Origin of the sequence: Geotalea daltonii FRC-32 (assembly GCF_000022265.1) — a bacterium.
GTDB lineage: Bacteria > Desulfobacterota > Desulfuromonadia > Geobacterales > Geobacteraceae > Geotalea > Geotalea daltonii.
This window is the reverse complement of record NC_011979.1, coordinates 4010215-4030493: the sequence shown is the minus strand read 5'-3', so window position 1 is coordinate 4030493 and position 20279 is coordinate 4010215. Positions and strand designations below refer to the sequence as shown.

23 protein-coding genes are annotated in these 20279 nt (G+C 49.4%); all 23 read left to right on the top strand.

What is annotated here, in order from left to right:
* Positions 1–49: 49 nt before the first annotated feature.
* The 23 genes from rplJ to GEOB_RS19880 all read left to right on the top strand — a co-directional run bounded on the left by rplJ (position 50) and on the right by GEOB_RS19880 (position 20251).
* Complete coding sequence (rplJ, locus tag GEOB_RS18085; protein WP_012648702.1) at positions 50–574, top strand: 50S ribosomal protein L10; 525 nt, start codon at positions 50–52, stop codon at positions 572–574.
* A 45-nt stretch (positions 575–619) separates the two neighbouring features.
* Positions 620–1000 carry a 50S ribosomal protein L7/L12 gene (gene rplL / locus GEOB_RS18080; RefSeq protein ID WP_012648701.1) on the top strand — a complete coding sequence of 127 codons (381 nt, stop codon included), beginning with the start codon at positions 620–622 and terminating at the stop codon, positions 998–1000.
* Positions 1001–1157: 157 nt separating this feature from the next.
* A complete protein-coding gene (gene rpoB, locus GEOB_RS18075; RefSeq protein WP_012648700.1) occupies positions 1158–5270 on the top strand; it encodes a DNA-directed RNA polymerase subunit beta in 4113 nt (1370 codons plus the stop codon).
* A gap of 70 nt (positions 5271–5340) precedes the next feature.
* Positions 5341–9474 carry a DNA-directed RNA polymerase subunit beta' gene (gene rpoC, locus GEOB_RS18070; RefSeq protein WP_012648699.1) on the top strand — a complete coding sequence of 1378 codons (4134 nt, stop codon included), beginning with the start codon at positions 5341–5343 and terminating at the stop codon, positions 9472–9474.
* Positions 9475–9593: 119 nt separating this feature from the next.
* Entirely contained in the window at positions 9594–9965 is a 372-nt protein-coding gene (rpsL, locus tag GEOB_RS18065; RefSeq protein ID WP_012648698.1) for a 30S ribosomal protein S12, read from the top strand.
* A gap of 23 nt (positions 9966–9988) precedes the next feature.
* A complete protein-coding gene (gene rpsG / locus GEOB_RS18060) occupies positions 9989–10459 on the top strand; it encodes a 30S ribosomal protein S7 (protein ID WP_012648697.1) in 471 nt (156 codons plus the stop codon).
* A gap of 30 nt (positions 10460–10489) precedes the next feature.
* Entirely contained in the window at positions 10490–12568 is a 2079-nt protein-coding gene (gene fusA / locus GEOB_RS18055) for an elongation factor G (RefSeq protein ID WP_012648696.1), read from the top strand.
* Between the two features lie 29 nt (positions 12569–12597).
* Positions 12598–13788, top strand: coding sequence for an elongation factor Tu (tuf, locus tag GEOB_RS18050; RefSeq protein ID WP_012648695.1), 1191 nt, complete (start codon positions 12598–12600; stop codon positions 13786–13788).
* A gap of 15 nt (positions 13789–13803) precedes the next feature.
* Entirely contained in the window at positions 13804–14112 is a 309-nt protein-coding gene (rpsJ, locus tag GEOB_RS18045) for a 30S ribosomal protein S10 (protein ID WP_012648694.1), read from the top strand.
* 30 nt (positions 14113–14142) lie between these two features.
* A complete protein-coding gene (rplC, locus tag GEOB_RS18040) occupies positions 14143–14778 on the top strand; it encodes a 50S ribosomal protein L3 (protein ID WP_012648693.1) in 636 nt (211 codons plus the stop codon).
* 21 nt (positions 14779–14799) lie between these two features.
* Complete coding sequence (gene rplD, locus GEOB_RS18035; RefSeq protein ID WP_012648692.1) at positions 14800–15423, top strand: 50S ribosomal protein L4; 624 nt, start codon at positions 14800–14802, stop codon at positions 15421–15423.
* Positions 15420–15704, top strand: a complete 285-nt coding sequence (locus tag GEOB_RS18030) for a 50S ribosomal protein L23 (protein WP_012648691.1) — start codon at positions 15420–15422, stop codon at positions 15702–15704. The genes rplD and GEOB_RS18030 overlap by 4 nt, the downstream gene beginning before the upstream one ends.
* Positions 15705–15726: 22 nt before the next feature.
* Positions 15727–16551: a 50S ribosomal protein L2 gene (gene rplB, locus GEOB_RS18025; RefSeq protein ID WP_012648690.1), complete on the top strand. Its 825-nt coding sequence runs from the start codon at positions 15727–15729 to the stop codon at positions 16549–16551.
* A 28-nt stretch (positions 16552–16579) separates the two neighbouring features.
* A complete protein-coding gene (rpsS, locus tag GEOB_RS18020) occupies positions 16580–16861 on the top strand; it encodes a 30S ribosomal protein S19 (RefSeq protein WP_012648689.1) in 282 nt (93 codons plus the stop codon).
* Between the two features lie 19 nt (positions 16862–16880).
* Positions 16881–17216: a 50S ribosomal protein L22 gene (gene rplV, locus GEOB_RS18015; RefSeq protein WP_012648688.1), complete on the top strand. Its 336-nt coding sequence runs from the start codon at positions 16881–16883 to the stop codon at positions 17214–17216.
* A gap of 23 nt (positions 17217–17239) precedes the next feature.
* On the top strand, positions 17240–17872 hold the full coding sequence (gene rpsC, locus GEOB_RS18010) for a 30S ribosomal protein S3 (protein WP_012648687.1): 633 nt from the start codon (positions 17240–17242) through the stop codon (positions 17870–17872).
* Between the two features lie 21 nt (positions 17873–17893).
* Positions 17894–18316: a 50S ribosomal protein L16 gene (rplP, locus tag GEOB_RS18005; RefSeq protein ID WP_012648686.1), complete on the top strand. Its 423-nt coding sequence runs from the start codon at positions 17894–17896 to the stop codon at positions 18314–18316.
* The gene (rpmC, locus tag GEOB_RS18000; RefSeq protein WP_012648685.1) at positions 18306–18494 is read left to right on the top strand and encodes a 50S ribosomal protein L29; all 189 of its coding nucleotides are present in this window, start codon (positions 18306–18308) and stop codon (positions 18492–18494) included. The genes rplP and rpmC overlap by 11 nt, the downstream gene beginning before the upstream one ends.
* Before the next feature lie 9 nt (positions 18495–18503).
* Positions 18504–18761 carry a 30S ribosomal protein S17 gene (gene rpsQ / locus GEOB_RS17995; RefSeq protein ID WP_012648684.1) on the top strand — a complete coding sequence of 86 codons (258 nt, stop codon included), beginning with the start codon at positions 18504–18506 and terminating at the stop codon, positions 18759–18761.
* Between the two features lie 13 nt (positions 18762–18774).
* A complete protein-coding gene (rplN, locus tag GEOB_RS17990; RefSeq protein ID WP_011938005.1) occupies positions 18775–19143 on the top strand; it encodes a 50S ribosomal protein L14 in 369 nt (122 codons plus the stop codon).
* A gap of 22 nt (positions 19144–19165) precedes the next feature.
* Positions 19166–19492: a 50S ribosomal protein L24 gene (rplX, locus tag GEOB_RS17985; RefSeq protein ID WP_012648683.1), complete on the top strand. Its 327-nt coding sequence runs from the start codon at positions 19166–19168 to the stop codon at positions 19490–19492.
* A gap of 13 nt (positions 19493–19505) precedes the next feature.
* Entirely contained in the window at positions 19506–20045 is a 540-nt protein-coding gene (gene rplE, locus GEOB_RS17980; protein ID WP_012648682.1) for a 50S ribosomal protein L5, read from the top strand.
* A 20-nt stretch (positions 20046–20065) separates the two neighbouring features.
* A complete protein-coding gene (locus tag GEOB_RS19880; protein ID WP_012648681.1) occupies positions 20066–20251 on the top strand; it encodes a type Z 30S ribosomal protein S14 in 186 nt (61 codons plus the stop codon).
* Positions 20252–20279: the final 28 nt, after the last annotated feature.

Sequence of the window (20279 nt, the reverse complement as noted above, 5' to 3'; positions counted from 1 at the left end):
GACTTTGGCGGGGTAAACTACCCGAAACCAAAAGAAAGGAGGAAGGCGCTTGAATAAAGAAGGCAAACACCAACTTGTAACCGAAGTACACGACAAGCTCCAACGTGCGAAAGCCGTTTTTCTTGCTGATTTCCGTGGCATGAATGTGGGGCAGGCCACCGAACTCAGGAATGAGCTTCGCAAGGCTGCTGTCGAGTTCAAGGTTGTCAAAAACACACTGCTGGAACTGGCGTCGAAGGGGACCGATAAAGAGGCATTGAATCCCTACTTTGCCGGACCAACTGCTGTAGCCATTACTTACGACGATCCTGTCGCAGCAGCAAAGGTTCTGTCCCGTTTCGCCAAGGAAACGACCAATCCGTTCACCTTGAAAGCCGGCGTGCTCTCCGGCAAAGCCATCAGCCCGGCCGACATCCAGGCATTGGCCGATCTGCCCAGCCGTGAAGTACTTATTGCAAAAATGCTCGGTTCAATGCAGGCACCCGCCACCAACTTCGTTGGCGTACTTGCAGCCGTACCGGGCAGCTTTGTCCGTGCACTTAATGCAATCCGGATTCAAAAAGAAGGCAACTGATAATTTAAAAACAAATTCGTATAAATATTCATGGAGGAATAAAAAATGGCTGAAATTACCAAAGCTGATGTAATTAGTTTTATTGAGAAAATGTCTGTTCTTGAGCTTGCGGAAATGGTGAAAGAACTTGAAGAAAAGTTCGGTGTTTCTGCAGCTGCCCCTGTGGCTGTTGCTGCCGTTGCCGGCCCTGCAGCTGCTGAAGCTGCTGAAGAAAAGACCGAATTTGATGTTATTCTCAAGGCTGCCGGTGCCAACAAGATCGGCGTCATCAAGGTTGTTCGTGCACTTACCAGCCTGGGCCTCAAAGAAGCCAAAGACTTGGTTGACGGTGCACCCCAGCCGCTTAAAACCGGCGTTTCCAAGGAAGAAGCCGAAGAGGCCAAGAAACAACTGGTTGAAGCTGGCGCAGAAGTGGAAATTAAATAAGAATTGCTGTTCCGATTCTTGTTCTAGCCAAGGTCGCCATGTGCGGCCTTGGCTGTTCTATTTTAGTTTGGCGGCCACTCAAGCCGGTTGTCTGGGTCGAAGAGCAAGTAAGAATCCACAGGGTTAAGGCTTTACGGCGTTGACCAAAGGAGAAGATATGGCTTATTCAATTGCGAATAACCCCCTGTTACGCAAGAACTTCGCCAAAATAAAGAAGATTATCGATATACCAAATCTCATTGATATCCAGAAAAATTCCTACAAGAGATTCCTCCAGTTAGATGTCCCCGCTGAAGCAAGAAAATATTCCGGCCTAGAGGCCGTTTTTAAAAGTGTTTTTCCCATAAAGGATTTTAGTGAAACTGCTTCTCTCGAATATGTTTCCTACTCTCTAGGCATCCCCAAATATGACGTTGAAGAGTGTCATCAGAGGGGAATGACCTTTGCCGCTCCTATGAAGGTTAAAGTCCGGCTGGTTGTCTGGGACGTGAACAAAGAGCCCAGCACCCGCTCCATACGAGACATCAAGGAGCAAGAGGTCTATTTTGGCGAAATTCCGCTGATGACCGAGAATGGAACCTTCATTATAAACGGAACCGAGCGTGTCATTGTCAGTCAGCTCCACCGCTCTCCCGGCGTTTTTTACGACCACGACAAAGGTAAGACACATTCCAGCGGCAAGGTGTTGTATTCTGCACGGGTAATCCCGTACAGGGGATCGTGGCTTGATTTCGAATTTGATCATAAAGACATACTTTATGTGCGCATAGACCGCCGCCGCAAGATGCCGGCCACAGTGCTCCTGAAAGCCCTTGGATATTCGACGGACGAGTTGCTCAACTTCTTCTACAAAAGTGAAGAGATAAACTTTGCTGGGGAGAAACTGACCAAGGTAGCAGACCCTGAACTGCTTACTAATCAGAAAGCGGCCATCGATATTGTTGACTCGGCAACCGGGGAAGTTCTGGTCAAGGCAAATCGCAAGTTCACCAAGGCGGCCATCAGAAAGATGGCAGAGCATGGTATAAAATTCATACCCATTACCATAGAAGAACTTGTCGGCAAGATTTCTTCCCATGACATCGTTGATCCCTCCACGGGGGAGATCGTTGCCGAATGCAACGAGGAATTGACCCAGGCAAAGCTTGAAGAGATCAAGTCGAAAGGGATCAACACCTTTAAGGTATTGTTCATCGATAATCTGCATGTGACCTCATCATTCCGTGACACGATCATAATCGACAAGATCGGTTCCACCGATGATGCACTGATCGAAATATACAGACGGCTGCGCCCTGGAGACCCCCCAACACTGAAGAGTGCCCTGTCGCTGTTCGAAAACCTCTTTTTCAATCCTGAGAGGTACGATCTGTCTGCAGTTGGCCGATTGAAGCTCAACTACAAGCTCGGTCTTCAGGTGCCGCTGGACTGCATGACATTGACCAGGGAAGACGTACTTGAGGTTGTCCGTTACCTCATCGATCTCAAGAACGGCAGAGGGAACATCGACGACATCGATCATCTTGGCAATCGCCGTGTTCGTGCCGTTGGCGAGTTGCTGGAAAATCAGTACCGCATTGGTCTCGTTCGTATGGAGCGTGCCATCAAAGAGAGGATGAGCCTGCAGGAAGTTGAGAACCTCATGCCTCACGACCTGATCAACTCCAAACCGGTCTCAGCTGTGGTGAAAGAATTTTTTGGTTCTTCCCAGCTTTCCCAATTCATGGATCAGACTAACCCTCTTTCCGAGGTTACCCACAAGCGGCGTCTTTCAGCTTTGGGACCAGGCGGTTTGACCCGTGAGCGTGCCGGCTTCGAGGTACGTGACGTTCATCCCACCCATTATGGCAGGGTTTGCCCCATTGAGACTCCGGAAGGTCCGAATATCGGCCTCATTGCATCACTGTCAACCTATGCCAGGATCAACGAGCACGGCTTCGTAGAAACCCCCTATCGGCTGGTCCAGGAAGGGAAAGTTACCAATGAAGTCCGGTTTTTCTCTGCCCTTGAGGAAGAAGGTCATGCCATAGCCCAGGCCAATGCAGAAGTGGACAAGGATGGCCGTTTCGTCGCCGACTATATCTCTGCCCGCAAAAGCGGCGAATTCGTTCTCGTCGGCAGGGACGAACTGGAGCTGATGGATGTAGCCCCAATGCAGTTGGTTTCCGTTGCCGCATCACTGATTCCTTTTCTGGAAAATGACGACGCCAACCGTGCTCTTATGGGTTCCAACATGCAGCGTCAGGCCGTGCCCCTGCTCAGAGCCGATTCTCCATTGGTCGGTACGGGCATGGAGCGCGTCGTGGCAAGGGATTCCGGTGTTTCCGTCGTTGCCCGCCATAACGGTGTCGTTGAGTCGGTAGATGCTTCCCGCATCGTCGTCAAGATCGACGAGGATGAATATGATGAAACCGGCACCGGTGTGGATATCTACAACCTCATCAAGTTTGCCCGTTCCAACCAGAACACCTGCATCAATCAGCGGCCCGTTGTGAAAATAGGGGACCATGTCAAGCGGGGCGATGTTATTGCCGATGGTCCTTCCACCGACATGGGTGAACTGGCTCTGGGTCAGAACGTTCTGGTCGCCTTCATGCCATGGGGGGGCTACAACTTCGAGGACTCCATTCTCATCTCCGAGCGGCTGGTGAAGGATGATCGTTATACATCTATCCATATTGAAGAATTCGAATGCGTCGCCCGTGACACCAAGCTGGGCAAAGAAGAGATAACCGCCGATATACCGAATCTTGGCGAAGAAACCCTCAAGGACCTGGATGAGTCCGGCATCATACGCATCGGTGCCGAGGTAAGGCCAGGCGATATCCTGATTGGGAAAATTACTCCCAAGGGGGAAACACAGCTTTCCCCGGAAGAGAAACTCCTGCGGGCAATTTTCGGTGAAAAAGCCGGTGACGTACGTGACACCTCTCTGCGTGTTCCGCCGGGTGTAGAAGGTACGGTCATCGGCGCAAAGATCTTCTCCCGCAAAGGGGCGGACAAGGACGCCCGTACCGAGTTGATCGAACAGGCAGAAGAAAAGAAACTGCGTAAGGATGAACAGGACGAAATCCGCATCATCCGAGAGTCTGCGGTAAGCAAACTTAAAAAGCTGCTGGTAGGCAAGACGGCGGCTGTTAAGGTTGAAGGTAAAGACGGCAAGATACTGATCGTCAAAGGCAAGGCCATCTCCGAAGAGGCTCTGAGCTCGATTCCTATCGACAGGTGGGACGAAATCTCCGTTGCTGATGATGAAAGCACCGATGACAAGGTGGCTCAGATCCTGTCTACCCTGAATCAGCAAATCGATATAATCAAGTATGTTTTCGATGACAAGGTGCAGAAGCTCAAGCGTGGCGACGATCTGCCTCCCGGCGTTATCAAGATGGTAAAAGTTTACATTGCCATCAAGCGCAAGCTGCAGGTAGGTGATAAAATGGCCGGCCGCCACGGGAACAAAGGTGTCGTTTCCCGTATCCTTCCCGAAGAAGACATGCCCTATCTTGAGGATGGTCGCCCTGTCGAAATCGTGTTGAACCCTCTGGGTGTTCCGTCACGTATGAACGTGGGGCAGATTCTTGAGACCCACCTGGGATGGGCAGCCAAAGGTATTGGCTGGCAGATCGAGGAGATGCTGGAGAAGAACTCCGAGAAAACCAAGATCAAGACCTATCTGAAAGAGGTCTACGGCAACAAGGAGATGAATAAATTCCTTGATACCCTGGATGATGAAGAGCTGAGCAATGTGGCCAAGCGCCTCAAGCGTGGCGTGCCTATGGCTTCACCGGTTTTCGAAGGTTCATCGGAAGAAGGCATCCGGGAAATGCTCGGCAAGGCCGGTTTTGCCCATACTGCCCAGGTTACACTCTATGACGGTAAATCAGGCGACGCATTCAAGCATAAGGTCACTGTTGGTGTGATGTATGTGTTGAAACTGCACCACCTGGTTGACGATAAGATTCATGCTCGTTCCATCGGGCCTTATAGTCTGGTAACCCAGCAGCCTCTCGGCGGCAAGGCCCAGTTCGGTGGGCAGCGTCTCGGGGAGATGGAGGTTTGGGCAATGGAAGCTTACGGTGCTGCCTATGCACTCCAGGAATTCCTCACTGTCAAGTCTGACGACGTGGCAGGACGTACCAGAATGTATGAAGCGATAGTCAAGGGCAAGCACACCCTTGAGCCGGGACTTCCGGAATCCTTCAATGTTCTTATCAAGGAACTGCAGTCCCTGGGACTGGATGTTGAGCTCCTTGAAAACGAGGAAGACTGACCGTCAGGTCTTTGGACGCAACAAAACAAATTTATGGTTATAACTCCTAAACAACGAGGAGGAATATATTTTGGAAGATATCTTTAACTTTTTCGATAAACCGAAGGATCCGCTCCATTTTTCTGCCATCAGAATCTCTGTCTCTTCCCCGGAAAAGATCCGCGAAAGATCATTCGGCGAGGTTAAAAAGCCGGAGACCATTAATTACCGGACATTCAAGCCGGAGAGGGATGGCCTTTTCTGTGCAAAAATTTTCGGGCCCACCAAGGATTACGAGTGTAACTGCGGCAAATACAAGCGGATGAAGCATCGCGGCATTGTCTGTGAGAAGTGTGGGGTCGAGGTCATTCCCTCTAAAGTCAGGCGTGAAAGGCTGGGTCATATCGACCTGGCGACGCCAGTTGCCCATATCTGGTTTCTCAAGTCTCTCCCTTCGCGGATAGGGAACCTGATGGACATCACCCTGAAGGATCTGGAAAAGGTCCTCTATTTTGAAGCATATGTGGTTACGGATCCTAAAAACACCGGCATGCCTTTTGCCCAGGTTTTTTCTGAAGATCAGTACCTGAAGGCAATGGAAGAATATAACGGCCAGTTCGAGGCTGGAATGGGAGCAGCAGCAATCAGAGAATGCCTCATGTCCATGGACCTGGATGTGTTGGCCGAGCAGCTCCGTGTTGAAATGCTTGAAGCTACCAGCGAAGCCAAACGGAAAAAAACCGCCAAGCGCCTCAAGGTTGTCGAAGCATTTAAATCTTCCGGCAACAAGCCCGAGTGGATGATCCTTGAATGTATCCCGGTTCTTCCTCCCGAACTTCGCCCCCTGGTTCCCCTGGATGGCGGTCGCTTTGCCACTTCCGATCTCAACGATCTCTATCGCCGGGTAATTAACCGTAACAATCGTCTGAAACGGCTTATGGAACTGCAGGCGCCGGAAGTCATCATCCGCAACGAGAAGCGGATGCTGCAGGAGGCCGTGGATGCCCTTTTCGACAACGGTCGACGGGGCCGCGCCATCGCAGGGCCCAACAAACGTCCTCTCAAATCACTTTCCGACATGCTGAAAGGAAAGTCGGGCCGTTTCCGCCAGAACCTGCTCGGTAAGCGTGTCGACTACTCCGGCCGTTCAGTTATTGTTGTCGGTCCTGAACTGAGGCTGCATCAGTGCGGTCTGCCCAAGAAGATGGCCCTTGAGCTCTTCAAGCCTTTCATCTACAACAAGCTGGAAGAAAAAGGTTTCGTCACTACTATCAAGAGTGCCAAAAAAATGGTGGAGAAAGAGCGCCCTGAAGTCTGGGACGTACTGGAAGAGGTGATCAAGGAACATCCGGTCATGTTGAACCGCGCTCCGACCCTTCACCGTCTCGGTATCCAGGCATTCGAGCCGGTACTCATCGAGGGTAAAGCGATCCAGCTGCATCCGTTGGTATGTACAGCCTTCAACGCCGACTTCGACGGTGATCAGATGGCGGTTCATCTCCCCCTGTCCGTTGAAAGCCAGGTTGAGACCCGCGTTCTCATGATGAGCACCAACAATATTCTTTCACCTGCCCATGGTAAGCCGATCATTGTACCTTCACAGGACATGGTCCTCGGCATCTACTATATGACCAGGGAAAAGTTCTTCGCCAAAGGGGACGGCAAGATCTTCGCTTCCCAGGATGAGGTAAGGATTGCACTCGACGCTGACGAGGTGGATCTTCAGGCTAGAGTAAAGGTTCGTCTGAAGAACCTCGCTACTGACGAAAAGCCGCAACTTGTGGATACCACGCCCGGCCGCGTCGTTCTCAGGGAGATTCTGCCGGATGAGGTCCCCTTCGCCACCATCAACAAAGTAATGACCAAGAAGGAGCTTTCCAACCTGGTGGACGTTTGCTACCGCCTTGCCGGTAATAAGGAAACTGTCATTCTTGCCGACAAGCTGAAGTCCATCGGTTTCCGCTATTCGACCATTGCCGGTATCTCCATCAGCATCAACGATATGGTTATTCCCGAAGGGAAAACGGCCATTATCAACAGGGCATCGGAAGATGTCAAAGAGATACAGAATCAATATACTGAAGGTCTTATTACAGACGGCGAACGTTACAACAAGGTTATCGATATCTGGGCGAAATCTACCGAAGAAATCGCTAAAGAGATGCTGGACAACCTCTCCCGGGATATTGTCCATGCTCCTGATGGTAAAGAAGTCAAGGTTCCTTCCTTCAACGCCATTCACATGATGGCTGACTCTGGTGCGAGGGGTTCGGCTCAACAGATTCGCCAGCTTGCCGGTATGCGTGGTCTCATGGCCAAGCCGTCTGGCGAAATTATCGAAACGCCGATTACTGCCAATTTCCGCGAAGGTCTTACGGTTCTCCAGTACTTCATCTCCACCCACGGTGCCCGTAAGGGTCTTGCCGACACCGCGCTCAAAACAGCCAACTCCGGATATCTTACAAGACGCCTTGTGGACGTTGCCCAGGATGCCATCATCACTGAACCTGATTGCGGCACACTGGATGGTCTGGTTGTTTCTTCTCTCACCGAGGGTGGCGAGATCATAGAACATATCGGAGACAGGATTCTGGGGCGGGTCGCGCTGGATGATATCCTTGACCCGGTTACCGGTGATGTGCTGGTCGCTTCCAACGAAGAAATCGATGAAACACTGGTTCAGAAAATAGAATCAGCAGGTCTGGAAAAGGTGAAAATACGTTCGGTGTTGACCTGTCAGAGCCGGCGCGGTATTTGCGCCAAGTGCTATGGCCGCGACCTTGCCAGAGGGCATTTGGTCAACATGGGCGAGGCCGTTGGCGTCATTGCTGCCCAGTCCATCGGCGAGCCTGGAACCCAGCTCACCATGCGTACCTTCCATATTGGTGGTACTGCTTCGAGACGAGCGGAGCAGACTTCATTGGAAGCACGCACCGAAGGTAGCGTCAAGTTCATCAACATCAACTATGTCACCAATACTGACGGTCATCACATCGTCATGAATCGCAACGGTGAGCTGGCAATCGTCGATGAGACGGGCCGTGAACGCGAAAAATACTCTATCCTTTACGGTGCCAAGATCAAGGTCAATGTCGGTCAGGTTATCAAGCAGGGTGAAGCCATCGCTGAGTGGGACCCTTATACCATGCCGATTTTGACGGAGATTGCCGGTAAGGTTAAGTTTGGAGATATAATTGAAGGTGTTTCCATGGAAGAGCAGGTTGATGAGGTTACCGGCCTGTCCCGTAAGGTTGTAGTTGAATCCCGTGATGCAGACAAGCGTCCGCGCATTACCATCAAGGATGAAGCCGGCAAGACCGCAAAGATCAACGAAACTACCATGGGCCGTTATTATCTGCCGGTGGGAGCAAACATCACAGTTCAGGAAGATGCTGTTGTCAACGCCGGTGACGTCATTGCCAAGATTCCACGTGAGACTACTAAAACAAAGGATATCACCGGTGGTCTGCCAAGGGTTGCCGAGCTTTTCGAAGCGAGAAAGCCTAAGGATTTCGCCGTTATAACTGAGATTGACGGTATCGTCACCTTCGGTAAGGATGCCAAGGGTAAGCGCAAAGTTATTGTTACCCCGGAAATGGGTGAGCCAAAAGAATATCTTATCCCGAAGGGCAAGCATATCAGTGTCCACGAAGGTGACCATGTCAGAGCAGGCGAAGCTCTCATGGATGGTTCCTCCAATCCCCATGATATACTCAGGGTTCTTGGGCAGAAGGAACTGGCCAAATACCTCGTTGACGAGGTCCAGGAGGTATACCGACTCCAGGGGGTCAAGATAAACGACAAGCATATCGAAACAATCGTCCGCCAGATGTTGAGAAGGGTCCGCATCAAGGATGTGGGCGATACCACACTCCTGATCGATGACCAGCTTGAGCGTTATATTTTCGAGGACGAAAATGAAAGAGTTCTCGATAAAGGCGGTAAACCCGCCATAGCAGAGCCTCTGCTGCTTGGTATCACCAAAGCCTCACTGTCTACCGAGTCTTTTATCTCGGCGGCATCCTTCCAGGAGACAACAAAGGTGTTGACACAGGCTTCAATAGAAGGTAAGATCGACGGTCTTCGCGGGCTTAAGGAAAATGTAATAATGGGGCGGTTGATCCCCGCTGGAACAGGCCTTGCCCGTTACAGAAACTTGAAGCTGGTTGCCGAGGAGCCGGTAGTTACTCCTTCTGAGCAAGTTGAAGAAGTGGCCGCAGGTTAGGTTAGGTTTTTGAAAAAAATCTAGTTGCTTGATAAAAAGCTTGACAAGCGAAAGTTAAATTGTTATTTTCATCGCTTCCGCAGGGAGACCCCTGTGCATGAAGCATGCGAGAGGTAGTTATGCCAACCATTAATCAGTTGATCCGTATCGGCAGGGAGAGTAAGAAAGACAAGTCCACTGCTCCTGCCTTGAAGTGTTGTCCGCAGAAACGTGGCGTTTGTACCAGGGTCTATACTACTACGCCGAAAAAGCCGAACTCGGCTCTCCGTAAGGTGGCGAGGGTGCGTTTGACGAACGGGATTGAGGTCACTTCCTATATTCCCGGGGTTGGGCACAATCTTCAGGAGCACTCTGTTGTTCTTATTCGCGGCGGAAGGGTAAAGGACTTGCCGGGTGTCAGGTACCATATAGTGCGTGGAACGCTTGACTCGGTTGGTGTGAAGGATCGTAAGAAGAGTCGCTCCAAGTATGGTGCCAAAAGACCGAAGTAAACGATCAATTTGAGGGGTTAGGTATGCCAAGAAGAAGAGAAGTGGCTAAAAGAATAATATTGCCGGATCCTAAGTATGGGGATCGGGTTGTTGCCAAGCTGGTCAATATTATCATGTTCGATGGCAAGAAAAGTACGGCGGAAAGGGCTCTTTATGGTGCTCTTGAGATAGTCAGTGAAAAGGTGAATGAGGAGCCGGTCAAGATTCTGAAGAAGAGTCTTGATAATATTAAGCCTATGCTGGAGGTTAAATCCAGGAGGGTCGGCGGTTCCACCTATCAGGTGCCTGTTGAGGTTAGGGCGGAGCGTAGGGTTTCTCTTGCCATGCGTTGGTTGGTGAAGTATGCCAATGACAGGTCGGAGAAGACTGTTACGGATAAGCTTGCCGGTGAAATTCTGGATGCCTATAACAACCGTGGCGCAGCGGTCAAGAAGCGCGAAGATACGCACAAGATGGCTGAAGCCAACAGGGCTTTTGCTCACTACCGCTGGTAGTTTTATATAGATAGTATTCTGGGGGTTTAAGTGGCACGCTTGGTATCGTTGGAAATGACACGCAATATTGGGATTATGGCTCATATCGATGCCGGTAAAACGACAACGACAGAACGTATCCTTTACTATACTGGTGTTTCTCATAAGATTGGCGAAGTCCATGATGGGGCTGCCACCATGGACTGGATGGAGCAGGAGCAGGAGCGTGGTATCACTATTACTTCTGCTGCTACAACGTGTAACTGGCGCGATCATCGAATAAACATAATTGATACGCCGGGTCACGTGGACTTCACCATTGAGGTTGAGCGTTCATTGCGCGTGCTTGACGGTGCTGTTGCTGTGTTCTGTTCTGTTGGTGGCGTTGAGCCGCAGTCGGAAACCGTATGGCGTCAAGCTGATAAATACGGTGTTCCGCGTATTGCCTTTATCAACAAAATGGATCGTATTGGTGCTGATTTCTTTCGCGGCGTCTCCATGATTAAGGATCGCCTCAAGGCGAATCCTGTCCCTATTCAGCTTCCGGTCGGCAAGGAGGATACCTTTAAGGGTATTATCGATCTGGTGACCATGAAGGCTATTATCTGGGATGAAGAGTCTCTTGGTGCTACCTTCCAGGAAACCGAGATCCCTGCAGCGGACCTTGAGCTTGCTCAGGAGTACCGTGAAAAGATGATCGAGGAGCTTTCAAGTCATGACGATGTATTGATGGAAAAATATATCGGTGGGGAAGAGCTTTCCAATGAAGAAATTATGGCTGCGATCCGCAAGTCAACTATTGCCATCCAGATTATTCCTGTTATCTGCGGATCTGCTTTTAAAAACAAAGGGGTGCAGAATCTTCTTGACGCAGTCATAGATTATATGCCTGCACCAACTGATATTCCTGCCATCAAGGGTATCGATGCTAACACCGAAGAACCCATCGAGCGCAAGGCTGCTGACTCCGAGCCCTTCTCTGCTCTTGGTTTTAAGATCATGACAGACCCATTTGTCGGGCAGCTCTGCTTTTTCAGGGTATATTCGGGTGTCCTTAACTCTGGCTCCTATGTCTACAATGCGACCAAGGGCAAGAGAGAGCGTATCGGCCGGATCCTTAAGATGCATGCCAATAAACGAGAAGAGATCAAAGAAGTCTACGCAGGGGATATTGCCGCTGCTGTTGGTCTTAAATATACCACTACCGGTGACACTCTTTGTGTGGAAGACAATCCGGTTATTCTTGAGTCCATTGAATTTCCTGAGCCGGTTATTTCAATCGCCATCGAGCCAAAAACTAAAGCTGACCAGGAAAAATTGGGCCTCAGCCTGCAGAAGCTTGCATCGGAAGATCCTTCCTTCAGGGTCAAAACCGATGAAGAGACAGGTCAGACCATTATTTCCGGTATGGGTGAGCTTCACCTTGAGATCATTGTTGATCGACTCATGCGTGAATTCAAGGTAGAAGCGAATGTGGGCAAGCCTCAGGTTGCATACCGCGAGACCATAACCAAAAAGATCAAGGTGGAAGGCAAATTCGTTCGACAGTCCGGTGGCCGTGGTCAATACGGTCATGTTTGGCTGGAGCTTGAGCCCCAGGAGCCTGGCAAAGGCTATGAGTTTGTCGATGCAATTAAGGGCGGGGTTGTTCCTCGTGAATATATTTCATCTGTTGACAAGGGTATACAGGAGGCAATGGATACCGGCGTTATGGCAGGTTTCCCGGTTGTCGATTTCAAGGTAAGTCTGGTTGACGGTTCTTATCACGAGGTTGACTCTTCCGAAATGGCTTTCAAGATAGCCGGTTCCATGGGCTTCAAGGAAGGGTGTTCAAAAGCATCTCCCGTCCTGCTCGAGCCGATTATGTCTGTAGAGGTTGTTGTCCCGGAAGACTATATGGGGGATGTCATCGGCGATCTTAATTCGCGTCGTGGCCGTATCATGGGGATGGAATCTCGCGCCGGAGCCCAAGTGGTCAATTCTATGGTGCCTTTGGCCCAGATGTTCGGCTATTCAACCGATCTCCGTTCGGCTACTCAGGGTCGTGCAACATACAGCATGACATTCGATCACTATGAGCAGGTACCGAAATCAGTGGCCGAAGAGATAGTTGCGAAGGTAAAAGGATAAGCAATTCCTATACGAGGGAGGGTAGCAATATGGCAAAAGCAAAATTCGAAAGAACCAAACCGCATGTAAACATAGGCACCATCGGGCACGTTGACCACGGCAAGACCACCCTGACCGCCGCCATCACCAAAGTACTGGCAGGCAAAGGCCAGGCAGAATTCAAAGCCTTCGACCAGATCGACAATGCCCCCGAAGAGCGTGAGCGTGGTATCACCATCGCCACCGCCCATGTTGAATATGAAACCGACAAGCGTCACTATGCCCATGTTGACTGCCCGGGCCACGCCGACTACGTAAAGAACATGATCACCGGAGCAGCGCAGATGGATGGCGCCATCCTGGTCGTATCCGCAGCCGACGGTCCAATGCCCCAGACTCGTGAGCACATTCTGCTCGCCCGTCAGGTAGGCGTACCTTACATAGTAGTATTCCTCAACAAAGCCGACATGGTCGACGACGAAGAGCTTCTCGAACTGGTAGAACTCGAGATTCGCGAACTGCTCTCCTCCTACGACTTCCCCGGCGACGACATCCCCATCATCAAAGGCTCCGCCCTTCAGGCACTGAACGGCGAGCAGGGCGAACTGGCCGAGCCCGCCATCATGAAGCTCATGGAAGCCGTAGACAGCTACATCCCAGAGCCACAGCGCGCCATCGACCGTCCGTTCCTCATGCCCGTCGAAGACGTATTCTCCATCTCCGGCCGTGGAACCGTAGCAACCGGCCGTGTAGAAAGAGGCATCGTCAAGGTCGGCGAAGAAGTAGAGATCGTCGGAATGAAGGCAACCTCCAAGACCACCGTAACCGGCGTAGAAATGTTCAGGAAGCTTTTGGATGAAGGCCGTGCCGGCGACAACATCGGCGCTCTGCTTCGTGGCGTCAAGCGTGAAGACATTGAGCGTGGCCAGGTACTCGCCAAGCCCGGTTCAATCACCCCGCACACCAAATTCAAGGCAGAAGCCTACATCCTGACCAAAGAAGAAGGTGGACGACACACCCCGTTCTTCAACGGCTATCGTCCCCAGTTCTACTTCCGCACCACCGACGTGACCGGCATAGTAGAACTTGCCGCCGGCACCGAGATGGTAATGCCCGGCGACAACGTAGCAGTACAAGTGAACCTGATCACCCCAATCGCCATGGACGAAGGACTTCGCTTCGCCATCCGTGAGGGCGGCCGCACTGTCGGCGCCGGGGTTGTCAGCTCTATTATCGAATAAAAAGTTGAGGGTACAATGCCAAGTCAGAAGATAAGAATCCGTTTGAAAGCCTATGATCACAAGCTGCTCGACGTATCTGTCGGGGAGATTGTGGATACAGCCAAGAGGACTGGTGCCAGGGTTGCCGGTCCCATTCCTCTTCCGACTGTAGTCAACAAATACTGCGTTTTGCGCGGGCCTCACGTTGACAAGAAATCACGTGAGCAGTTCGAGATCAGAACCCATAAGAGGCTGATCGATATCCTTGAGCCTACACAGCAGACAGTTGACGCTCTGATGAAACTTGATCTCTCTGCTGGTGTGGATGTCGAGATAAAGCTTTAATTGAGAATATAAGGATGGGGATAATCAACCATGAATAAGGGATTGATTGGTAAGAAGATAGGTATGACACAAATATTTGCTGATGACGGCCGGCGCATTCCTGTAACTGTCGTCGAGGCAGGCCCTTGTGTTGTTATCCAGAAGAAAACAAAGGAAAAGGATGGCTACAATGCTATCCAGGTTGGCTTTGACGCAAAAGAGGCTGCCAAGGCAAACAGTGCCACGGTTGGTCATTGCAAGGCAGCCGGAAGCGGCGCGTTCTCCTTTTTCCGCGAACTTCGTGTAGATAATGTGGACTCCTATAATGTGGGAGATGTCCTTAACGCAGATCTGTTTGCTGCCGGAGATGTTATTGATGTCACTGGAACCAGCATCGGTAAAGGCTTTCAAGGCGTCATCAAGCGATGGGGTTTCAAGGGCGGTCGTTCCAGCCATGGCTCACGCTTTCACAGGGCTCCTGGTTCCATCGGCTGTTCAGCCACTCCTTCGCGCGTATTCAAGAATAAAAAGATGCCAGGTCAGCTTGGAAACGAAAGAGTTACTGTGCAGAGACTCAAGGTTGTCAGGGTTGACGCTGCAGACAATCTGATTTTGGTGGGTGGGGCAATCCCCGGTTCCACCAATGGCCTGGTGTTTATAAAGGATAGTGTTAAGGCAAAGAAATAATTGCTGGTCTGGAGATAGGTTATGGCAAAACTTGATGTTTATAATACAAGTCACAAAAAAGTCGGTGAGATTGAGCTCAGTGACGCGGTTTTTAACGATGAAGTAAGGGAATACCTTATTCACGAGGCTGTTAAAATTCAGCTGGCGAATCGTCGTGCGGGCACGGTGGCAGTCAAGAACCGGGCTGCTGTCTCCGGCAGCGGGAAAAAGCCTTTTAAGCAGAAAGGAACCGGTCAGGCTCGTCAGGGCTGTAAAAGGGCTCCCCAGTATCCGGGCGGCGGTGTTGCCTTCGGCCCCCAACCAAAAACTTATAATCTGTCCATGAACAAGAAAGCAAGAAGGGCTGCCCTTAGGTCTGCGCTGTCCCTGCTGTTCAAAAATGACAAACTGACTGTTCTTGATGCAATAAACCTCGATACGGTTTCCACCAAAAATTTCGTCGGCGTTTTGAAAGGCTTTTCCCTTGATAAGGCGCTTGTTGTTACTGATGCTGAAAATCGTAACCTGGAGCTTTCCGCACGCAACATTAAGAACGTCAAGGTGTTGAAAACTGAAGGACTTAACATCTTTGATCTTATGAAATATCAGCGAGTAATTTTCACAGAAAATTCGGTGCGCAAAGTAGAAGGAGCATTACAGTCATGAACATCTACAGTGTTATAAAAAAGCCGCTGATCACTGAGAAAACTACCATTGAAAAAGATGACCACAATGTCATCTCCTTCATTGTTGACAATGATGCCAATAAAATCGAAATAAAAAATGCCGTCAAGACTCTTTTCAATGTTGAAGTTGAATCTGTTAAGACTGTCAATGTGGCAGGCAAAATCAAGAGAGTCGGAAAAAATATAGGCAAACGTTCAAATTGGAAAAAGGCCTACGTCACCCTTAAAGAGGGTAACAATGTCGATTTCTTTGAAGCATAAACCTTTTTGCGGAGTTTAGATAATGGCTATCAAAAGTTACAAACCAACGTCAGCAGGCCGCAGGCATCAGACCTGTTCAACATTTGAGGAAATTACCACCAGCCAGCCCGAGAGATCTCTTGTAGTAAAGTTGAAAAAAACAGGTGGTCGTAACAATTTTGGCAGGATCACTTCGCGCCATATTGGCGGTGGTCATAAGCAAAAGTATCGGATCATCGACTTTCGTCGTGATAAGCGGGATATTCCGGCCAAAGTAGCTTCGGTGGAATACGATCCATATCGCAGCGCCAGGATTGCTCTGTTGAATTATGCTGACGGCGAAAAAAGATACATTATCGCTCCGCTTGACCTTAAGGTAGGGGATACTGTTGTAGCGAGTACCAGCGCTGATATCAAACCTGGAAATGCTTTGCCAATCCGTTCGATCCCTTTGGGTACCATTATTCACAATATCGAGTTGAAAATCGGCAAAGGAGCGCAGCTTGCTCGTAGCGCCGGCACCTTTGCCCAGCTTATGGCAAAGGAAGAAAAATATGCCCAGGTTAAACTTCCTTCCGGTGAGGTGCGTATGGTCCTCATGGATTGTATGGCAACTATCGGGCAAGTGGGAAACCTGGACCACGAAAATGTTTCCATCGGCAAAGCAGGTCGCTCCCGCTGGCTTGGCAAGCGTCCTAAAGTAAGGGGCGTTGCCATGAACCCCGTCGACCATCCCCACGGTGGTGGTGAAGGTAGAACTTCTGGGGGCCGTCACCCCGTAACTCCATGGGGTATCCCGACCAAAGGATACAAGACGAGAACCAATAAGACTTCCACCAGATTCATCGTTAAGCGACGGACAAAATAATATCTAAACCGAACAGAGGTATTTTCAGATGGCAAGATCGATAAAAAAAGGACCTTTTGTAGACGCTCACCTAGAAGCTAAAGTTCAGGCAGAGGGAGCATCGTCCAAAAAAGTAATTAAAACATGGTCTAGACGTTCTACGATAACTCCTGATTTTATCGGCCTGACGTTTGCCGTGCACAATGGTAGAAAATTCATACCGGTCTTTGTTACCGAAAACATGGTGGGTCATAAAATGGGCGAATTTGCTCCCACCAGGACCTTTTTCGGGCATGCCGCCGACAAAAAAAGCAAGCTGAAAAAGAAGTAAGTTTTCAAAGGAGTTATGAATGGAATCAACCGCCAAATTATCATTTGCTCGTTTATCTCCCCGTAAAACCCGCTTGGTAGTAGACATGGTCAGAGGGAAAGGGATACAGAACGCTCTCAATACATTACGCTTCTCGCCGCAGCCATCGGCAAAGCTCGTTTCGAAGCTTCTCTCTTCGGCTGTTGCTAATGCCGAGCAAAAAGGGGTAGCTGATGTGGACCGTCTTTATGTAAAAACCATATATGTTGACGGTGGTACTGTTCTGAAGAGATTTGTGCCGCGGGCCATGGGTAGAGCAAGCAAAATAAGAAAACCGACCAGTCACATTTGTGTTGTACTGGCGGAGAAGAAATAAGCTTACAGCTTGGAGGTGAAGTTTTGGGTCAGAAAGTAAATCCTATTGGTTTCAGACTTGGCGTTATCAAAACCTGGGACTCGAAATGGTACGCGGAAAAGGATTTTGCCAAGCTTCTTCATGAAGACTTGAAGCTGAAATCTTTTCTTAAAAAACGTCTGTATCATTCTGGTGTTTCCAAGATTGAAATAGAGCGTGCGGCAGGAAAAGCCAAGATTAACATATACACTGCTCGTCCAGGTCTCATTATCGGCAAGAAGGGATCAGAGGTCGAGACCCTGAAAAAGGAACTGGCCAAACTTACCGACAAGGAAGTTTATCTGAATATTCAGGAAGTGCGGAAACCGGAACTTGACGCACAGTTGGTCTCGGAAAACATAGCACTGCAGCTTGAGCGGCGTGTTGCTTTCCGGCGGGCCATGAAGAAAAGCGTCACCTCTTCCCTTAAGTTTGGTGCAAAAGGTATAAGAATTACCTGCTCAGGACGCCTCGGTGGCGCTGAAATGTCCCGTACCGAATGGTATCGTGAAGGGCGGGTACCCCTTCATACTTTGAGAGCAGATATTGATTACGGTTTTGCTGAGGCGAAAACCACATATGGGATTATCGGTGTCAAGGTTCTCATATTCAAGGGTGAAGTGCTCTCCGGCAAATAATAGAAACAGGAGTTTTTCGCGATGTTAATGCCAAAGAAAGTTAAGCATAGAAAGCAAATGAAGGGGCGGATGTCCGGCACCCCTCAGAGAGGCGTCTCATTGGCTTTCGGAGATTACGGTCTGCAGGCGACGGAATGCGGCTGGCTGGACTCCAGACAGATCGAAGCTGCTCGTATTGCCATGAACCGTTATATCAAGAGGGGCGGTAAAATTTGGATCCGTATCTTCCCTGACAAGCCGTTGACTGCAAAGCCGGCTGAAACTCGTATGGGTAAGGGCAAAGGATCGCCTGACTCTTGGGTCTGCGTGATCAAACCGGGCCGGATCCTTTACGAAATGGAGGGTGTTACCGAAGAAGTGGCCCGCGAGGCTTTCAGGCTCGCTGCGCACAAACTTCCTATACCCACTAAATTTACATCAAGGAAGGACGCCAATGAAGGCTAGTGATCTGAATAAATCTACCGTTGACGAACTCCGATCGACGGAAGCTGAATTAACCAAAGAGCTCTTCAACCTGAAGTTCCAGCTTCATACCGGTCGCCTGGAAGACACGTCAAAACCAGCTCGCATAAAGAAAGACATTGCACGGGTAAAATCCGTACTCCGCGCGAAAAGGGGCTAGAGAGGCTATATGAGTGAACGTGGCAATAGAAAAACCCAGATTGGTGTTGTAGTCAGCGACAAAATGGACAAAACAGTCGTAGTTAAGGTTGATCGCCTTATCAAACACAGCGTCTACAACAAATATATTAAGAGATCCGCTAAATACAAGGCCCATGATGTCGACAACAGCTGCAAGACCGGCGACAGGGTTCTAATTGTCGAAACTCGCCCCATGAGCAAGGATAAACGCTGGAAAGTCAGACAGATCATCGAGCGAAACGCTTAGGTAGGAGTAACTAATGATACAGATGCAGACTATTTTGGATGTTGCCGATAACTCCGGTGCAAAAAAGCTGTTTTGCATAAAAGTACTGGGCGGTTCCAAACGTAAATACGCTGGTATAGGTGATATCATAGTAGCTTCCGTTAAAGAAGCTATTCCCAATTCTAAAGTCAAGAAAGGGGACGTGGTAAAGGCTGTTGTTGTACGGACCGCTAAAGAAATCGGTCGGCCTGACGGCTCCTATATCCGTTTTGATGGTAATTCCGGAGTTGTAATCAACAACCAGAAGGAACCGGTTGGTACTCGTATATTCGGCCCCGTTGCCAGAGAGCTGCGAGCAAAGAAATTCATGAAAATTATTTCTCTGGCACCGGAAGTCCTTTAATTTTTATCTTGGAGATAAATCAATGCTGGGCAAAAAACTGCATGTAAAAAAGAATGACACGGTTGTCGTTATTGCTGGTAAGGACAAGGCAAAGACGGGTAAAGTTTTGCAAATCCTCCCCAAAAAAGATGGAATCCTTGTTGAAGGGGTTAACATAACGAAACGTCATACAAAGCCCCGTGGAAGTGAGTCTGGTTCCATCGTGGAAAAGGAAGCAGTGATTCACGTTTCTAACGTTATGATATATTGCAGCAAATGCGATAAAGCCGTGCGAACACGCACCAATACCCTCGAAGATGGCAAAAAAGTCAGGGTTTGCGTAAAATGCGGCGAGGCATTTGACAAATAGTTTGGAGGATTGAATGGCACGGCTAAATGAGCTTTATAATAAAGAGCTGGTTCCACAGCTGATGAAGGATTTTAACTACCGGAACATTATGCAGGTTCCCAAATTGGAGAAAATCGTCATCAATATGGGACTGGGCGAAGCAATTCAGAACGTTAAGATTCTTGATTCTGCTGTATCTGAGATGGCCCTGATCGCCGGCCAAAAACCGGTTATCACCAAGGCGAAAAAATCCATAGCGGGATTCAAGCTTCGCCAGGGAATGCCCATTGGTTGCGCTGTGACTTTGCGCAGGGAAAAAATGTATGAATTCCTTGACCGTCTGATCAATGTTTCTCTGCCCCGTGTCAGAGACTTCAAAGGTATTTCCGGCAAGGGATTTGACGGTAAAGGCAATTACTCTCTGGGAGTGAAGGAGCAGCTCATTTTTCCGGAAATAGATTATGACAAGATCGACAAAATTAAAGGTCTTAATATAACGATAGTTACATCTGCAAAGAATGACGAAGAGGGAAAAGCCCTGTTGAAGCTAATGGGCATGCCTTTCAGGAATTAAAGACCAGTTCGGAGGAACCAGTGGCAAAAACATCGATGATTATAAAAGCGCAACGTGGAAGCAAATTCAAGGTACGTGAGTATAACCGTTGCCCTTTGTGTGGGCGTCCTAGAGCTTACTATAGAAAATTTGACATGTGCAGGATTTGCTTAAGAAAACTTGCCTCTTCTGGTCAAATCCCCGGGGTCATCAAATCAAGCTGGTAGTATTTAAAGTTAAAGGGAAAGAGGAGTA

Coding starts and splice junctions, on each gene's coding strand:
- rplX (WP_012648683.1), top strand. CDS start 19,166: ATGCTGGGCAAAAAACTGCATGTAAAAAAGAATGACACGGTTGTCGTT.
- rplD (WP_012648692.1), top strand. CDS start 14,800: ATGGCAAAACTTGATGTTTATAATACAAGTCACAAAAAAGTCGGTGAG.
- rpsG (WP_012648697.1), top strand. CDS start 9,989: ATGCCAAGAAGAAGAGAAGTGGCTAAAAGAATAATATTGCCGGATCCT.
- rplE (WP_012648682.1), top strand. CDS start 19,506: ATGGCACGGCTAAATGAGCTTTATAATAAAGAGCTGGTTCCACAGCTG.
- rplB (WP_012648690.1), top strand. CDS start 15,727: ATGGCTATCAAAAGTTACAAACCAACGTCAGCAGGCCGCAGGCATCAG.
- rpsL (WP_012648698.1), top strand. CDS start 9,594: ATGCCAACCATTAATCAGTTGATCCGTATCGGCAGGGAGAGTAAGAAA.
- rplN (WP_011938005.1), top strand. CDS start 18,775: ATGATACAGATGCAGACTATTTTGGATGTTGCCGATAACTCCGGTGCA.
- rplV (WP_012648688.1), top strand. CDS start 16,881: ATGGAATCAACCGCCAAATTATCATTTGCTCGTTTATCTCCCCGTAAA.
- rpsJ (WP_012648694.1), top strand. CDS start 13,804: ATGCCAAGTCAGAAGATAAGAATCCGTTTGAAAGCCTATGATCACAAG.
- rpmC (WP_012648685.1), top strand. CDS start 18,306: ATGAAGGCTAGTGATCTGAATAAATCTACCGTTGACGAACTCCGATCG.
- rplC (WP_012648693.1), top strand. CDS start 14,143: ATGAATAAGGGATTGATTGGTAAGAAGATAGGTATGACACAAATATTT.
- rpoB (WP_012648700.1), top strand. CDS start 1,158: ATGGCTTATTCAATTGCGAATAACCCCCTGTTACGCAAGAACTTCGCC.
- rpsS (WP_012648689.1), top strand. CDS start 16,580: ATGGCAAGATCGATAAAAAAAGGACCTTTTGTAGACGCTCACCTAGAA.
- GEOB_RS18030 (WP_012648691.1), top strand. CDS start 15,420: ATGAACATCTACAGTGTTATAAAAAAGCCGCTGATCACTGAGAAAACT.
- rplL (WP_012648701.1), top strand. CDS start 620: ATGGCTGAAATTACCAAAGCTGATGTAATTAGTTTTATTGAGAAAATG.
- tuf (WP_012648695.1), top strand. CDS start 12,598: ATGGCAAAAGCAAAATTCGAAAGAACCAAACCGCATGTAAACATAGGC.
- rplP (WP_012648686.1), top strand. CDS start 17,894: ATGTTAATGCCAAAGAAAGTTAAGCATAGAAAGCAAATGAAGGGGCGG.
- rpsQ (WP_012648684.1), top strand. CDS start 18,504: ATGAGTGAACGTGGCAATAGAAAAACCCAGATTGGTGTTGTAGTCAGC.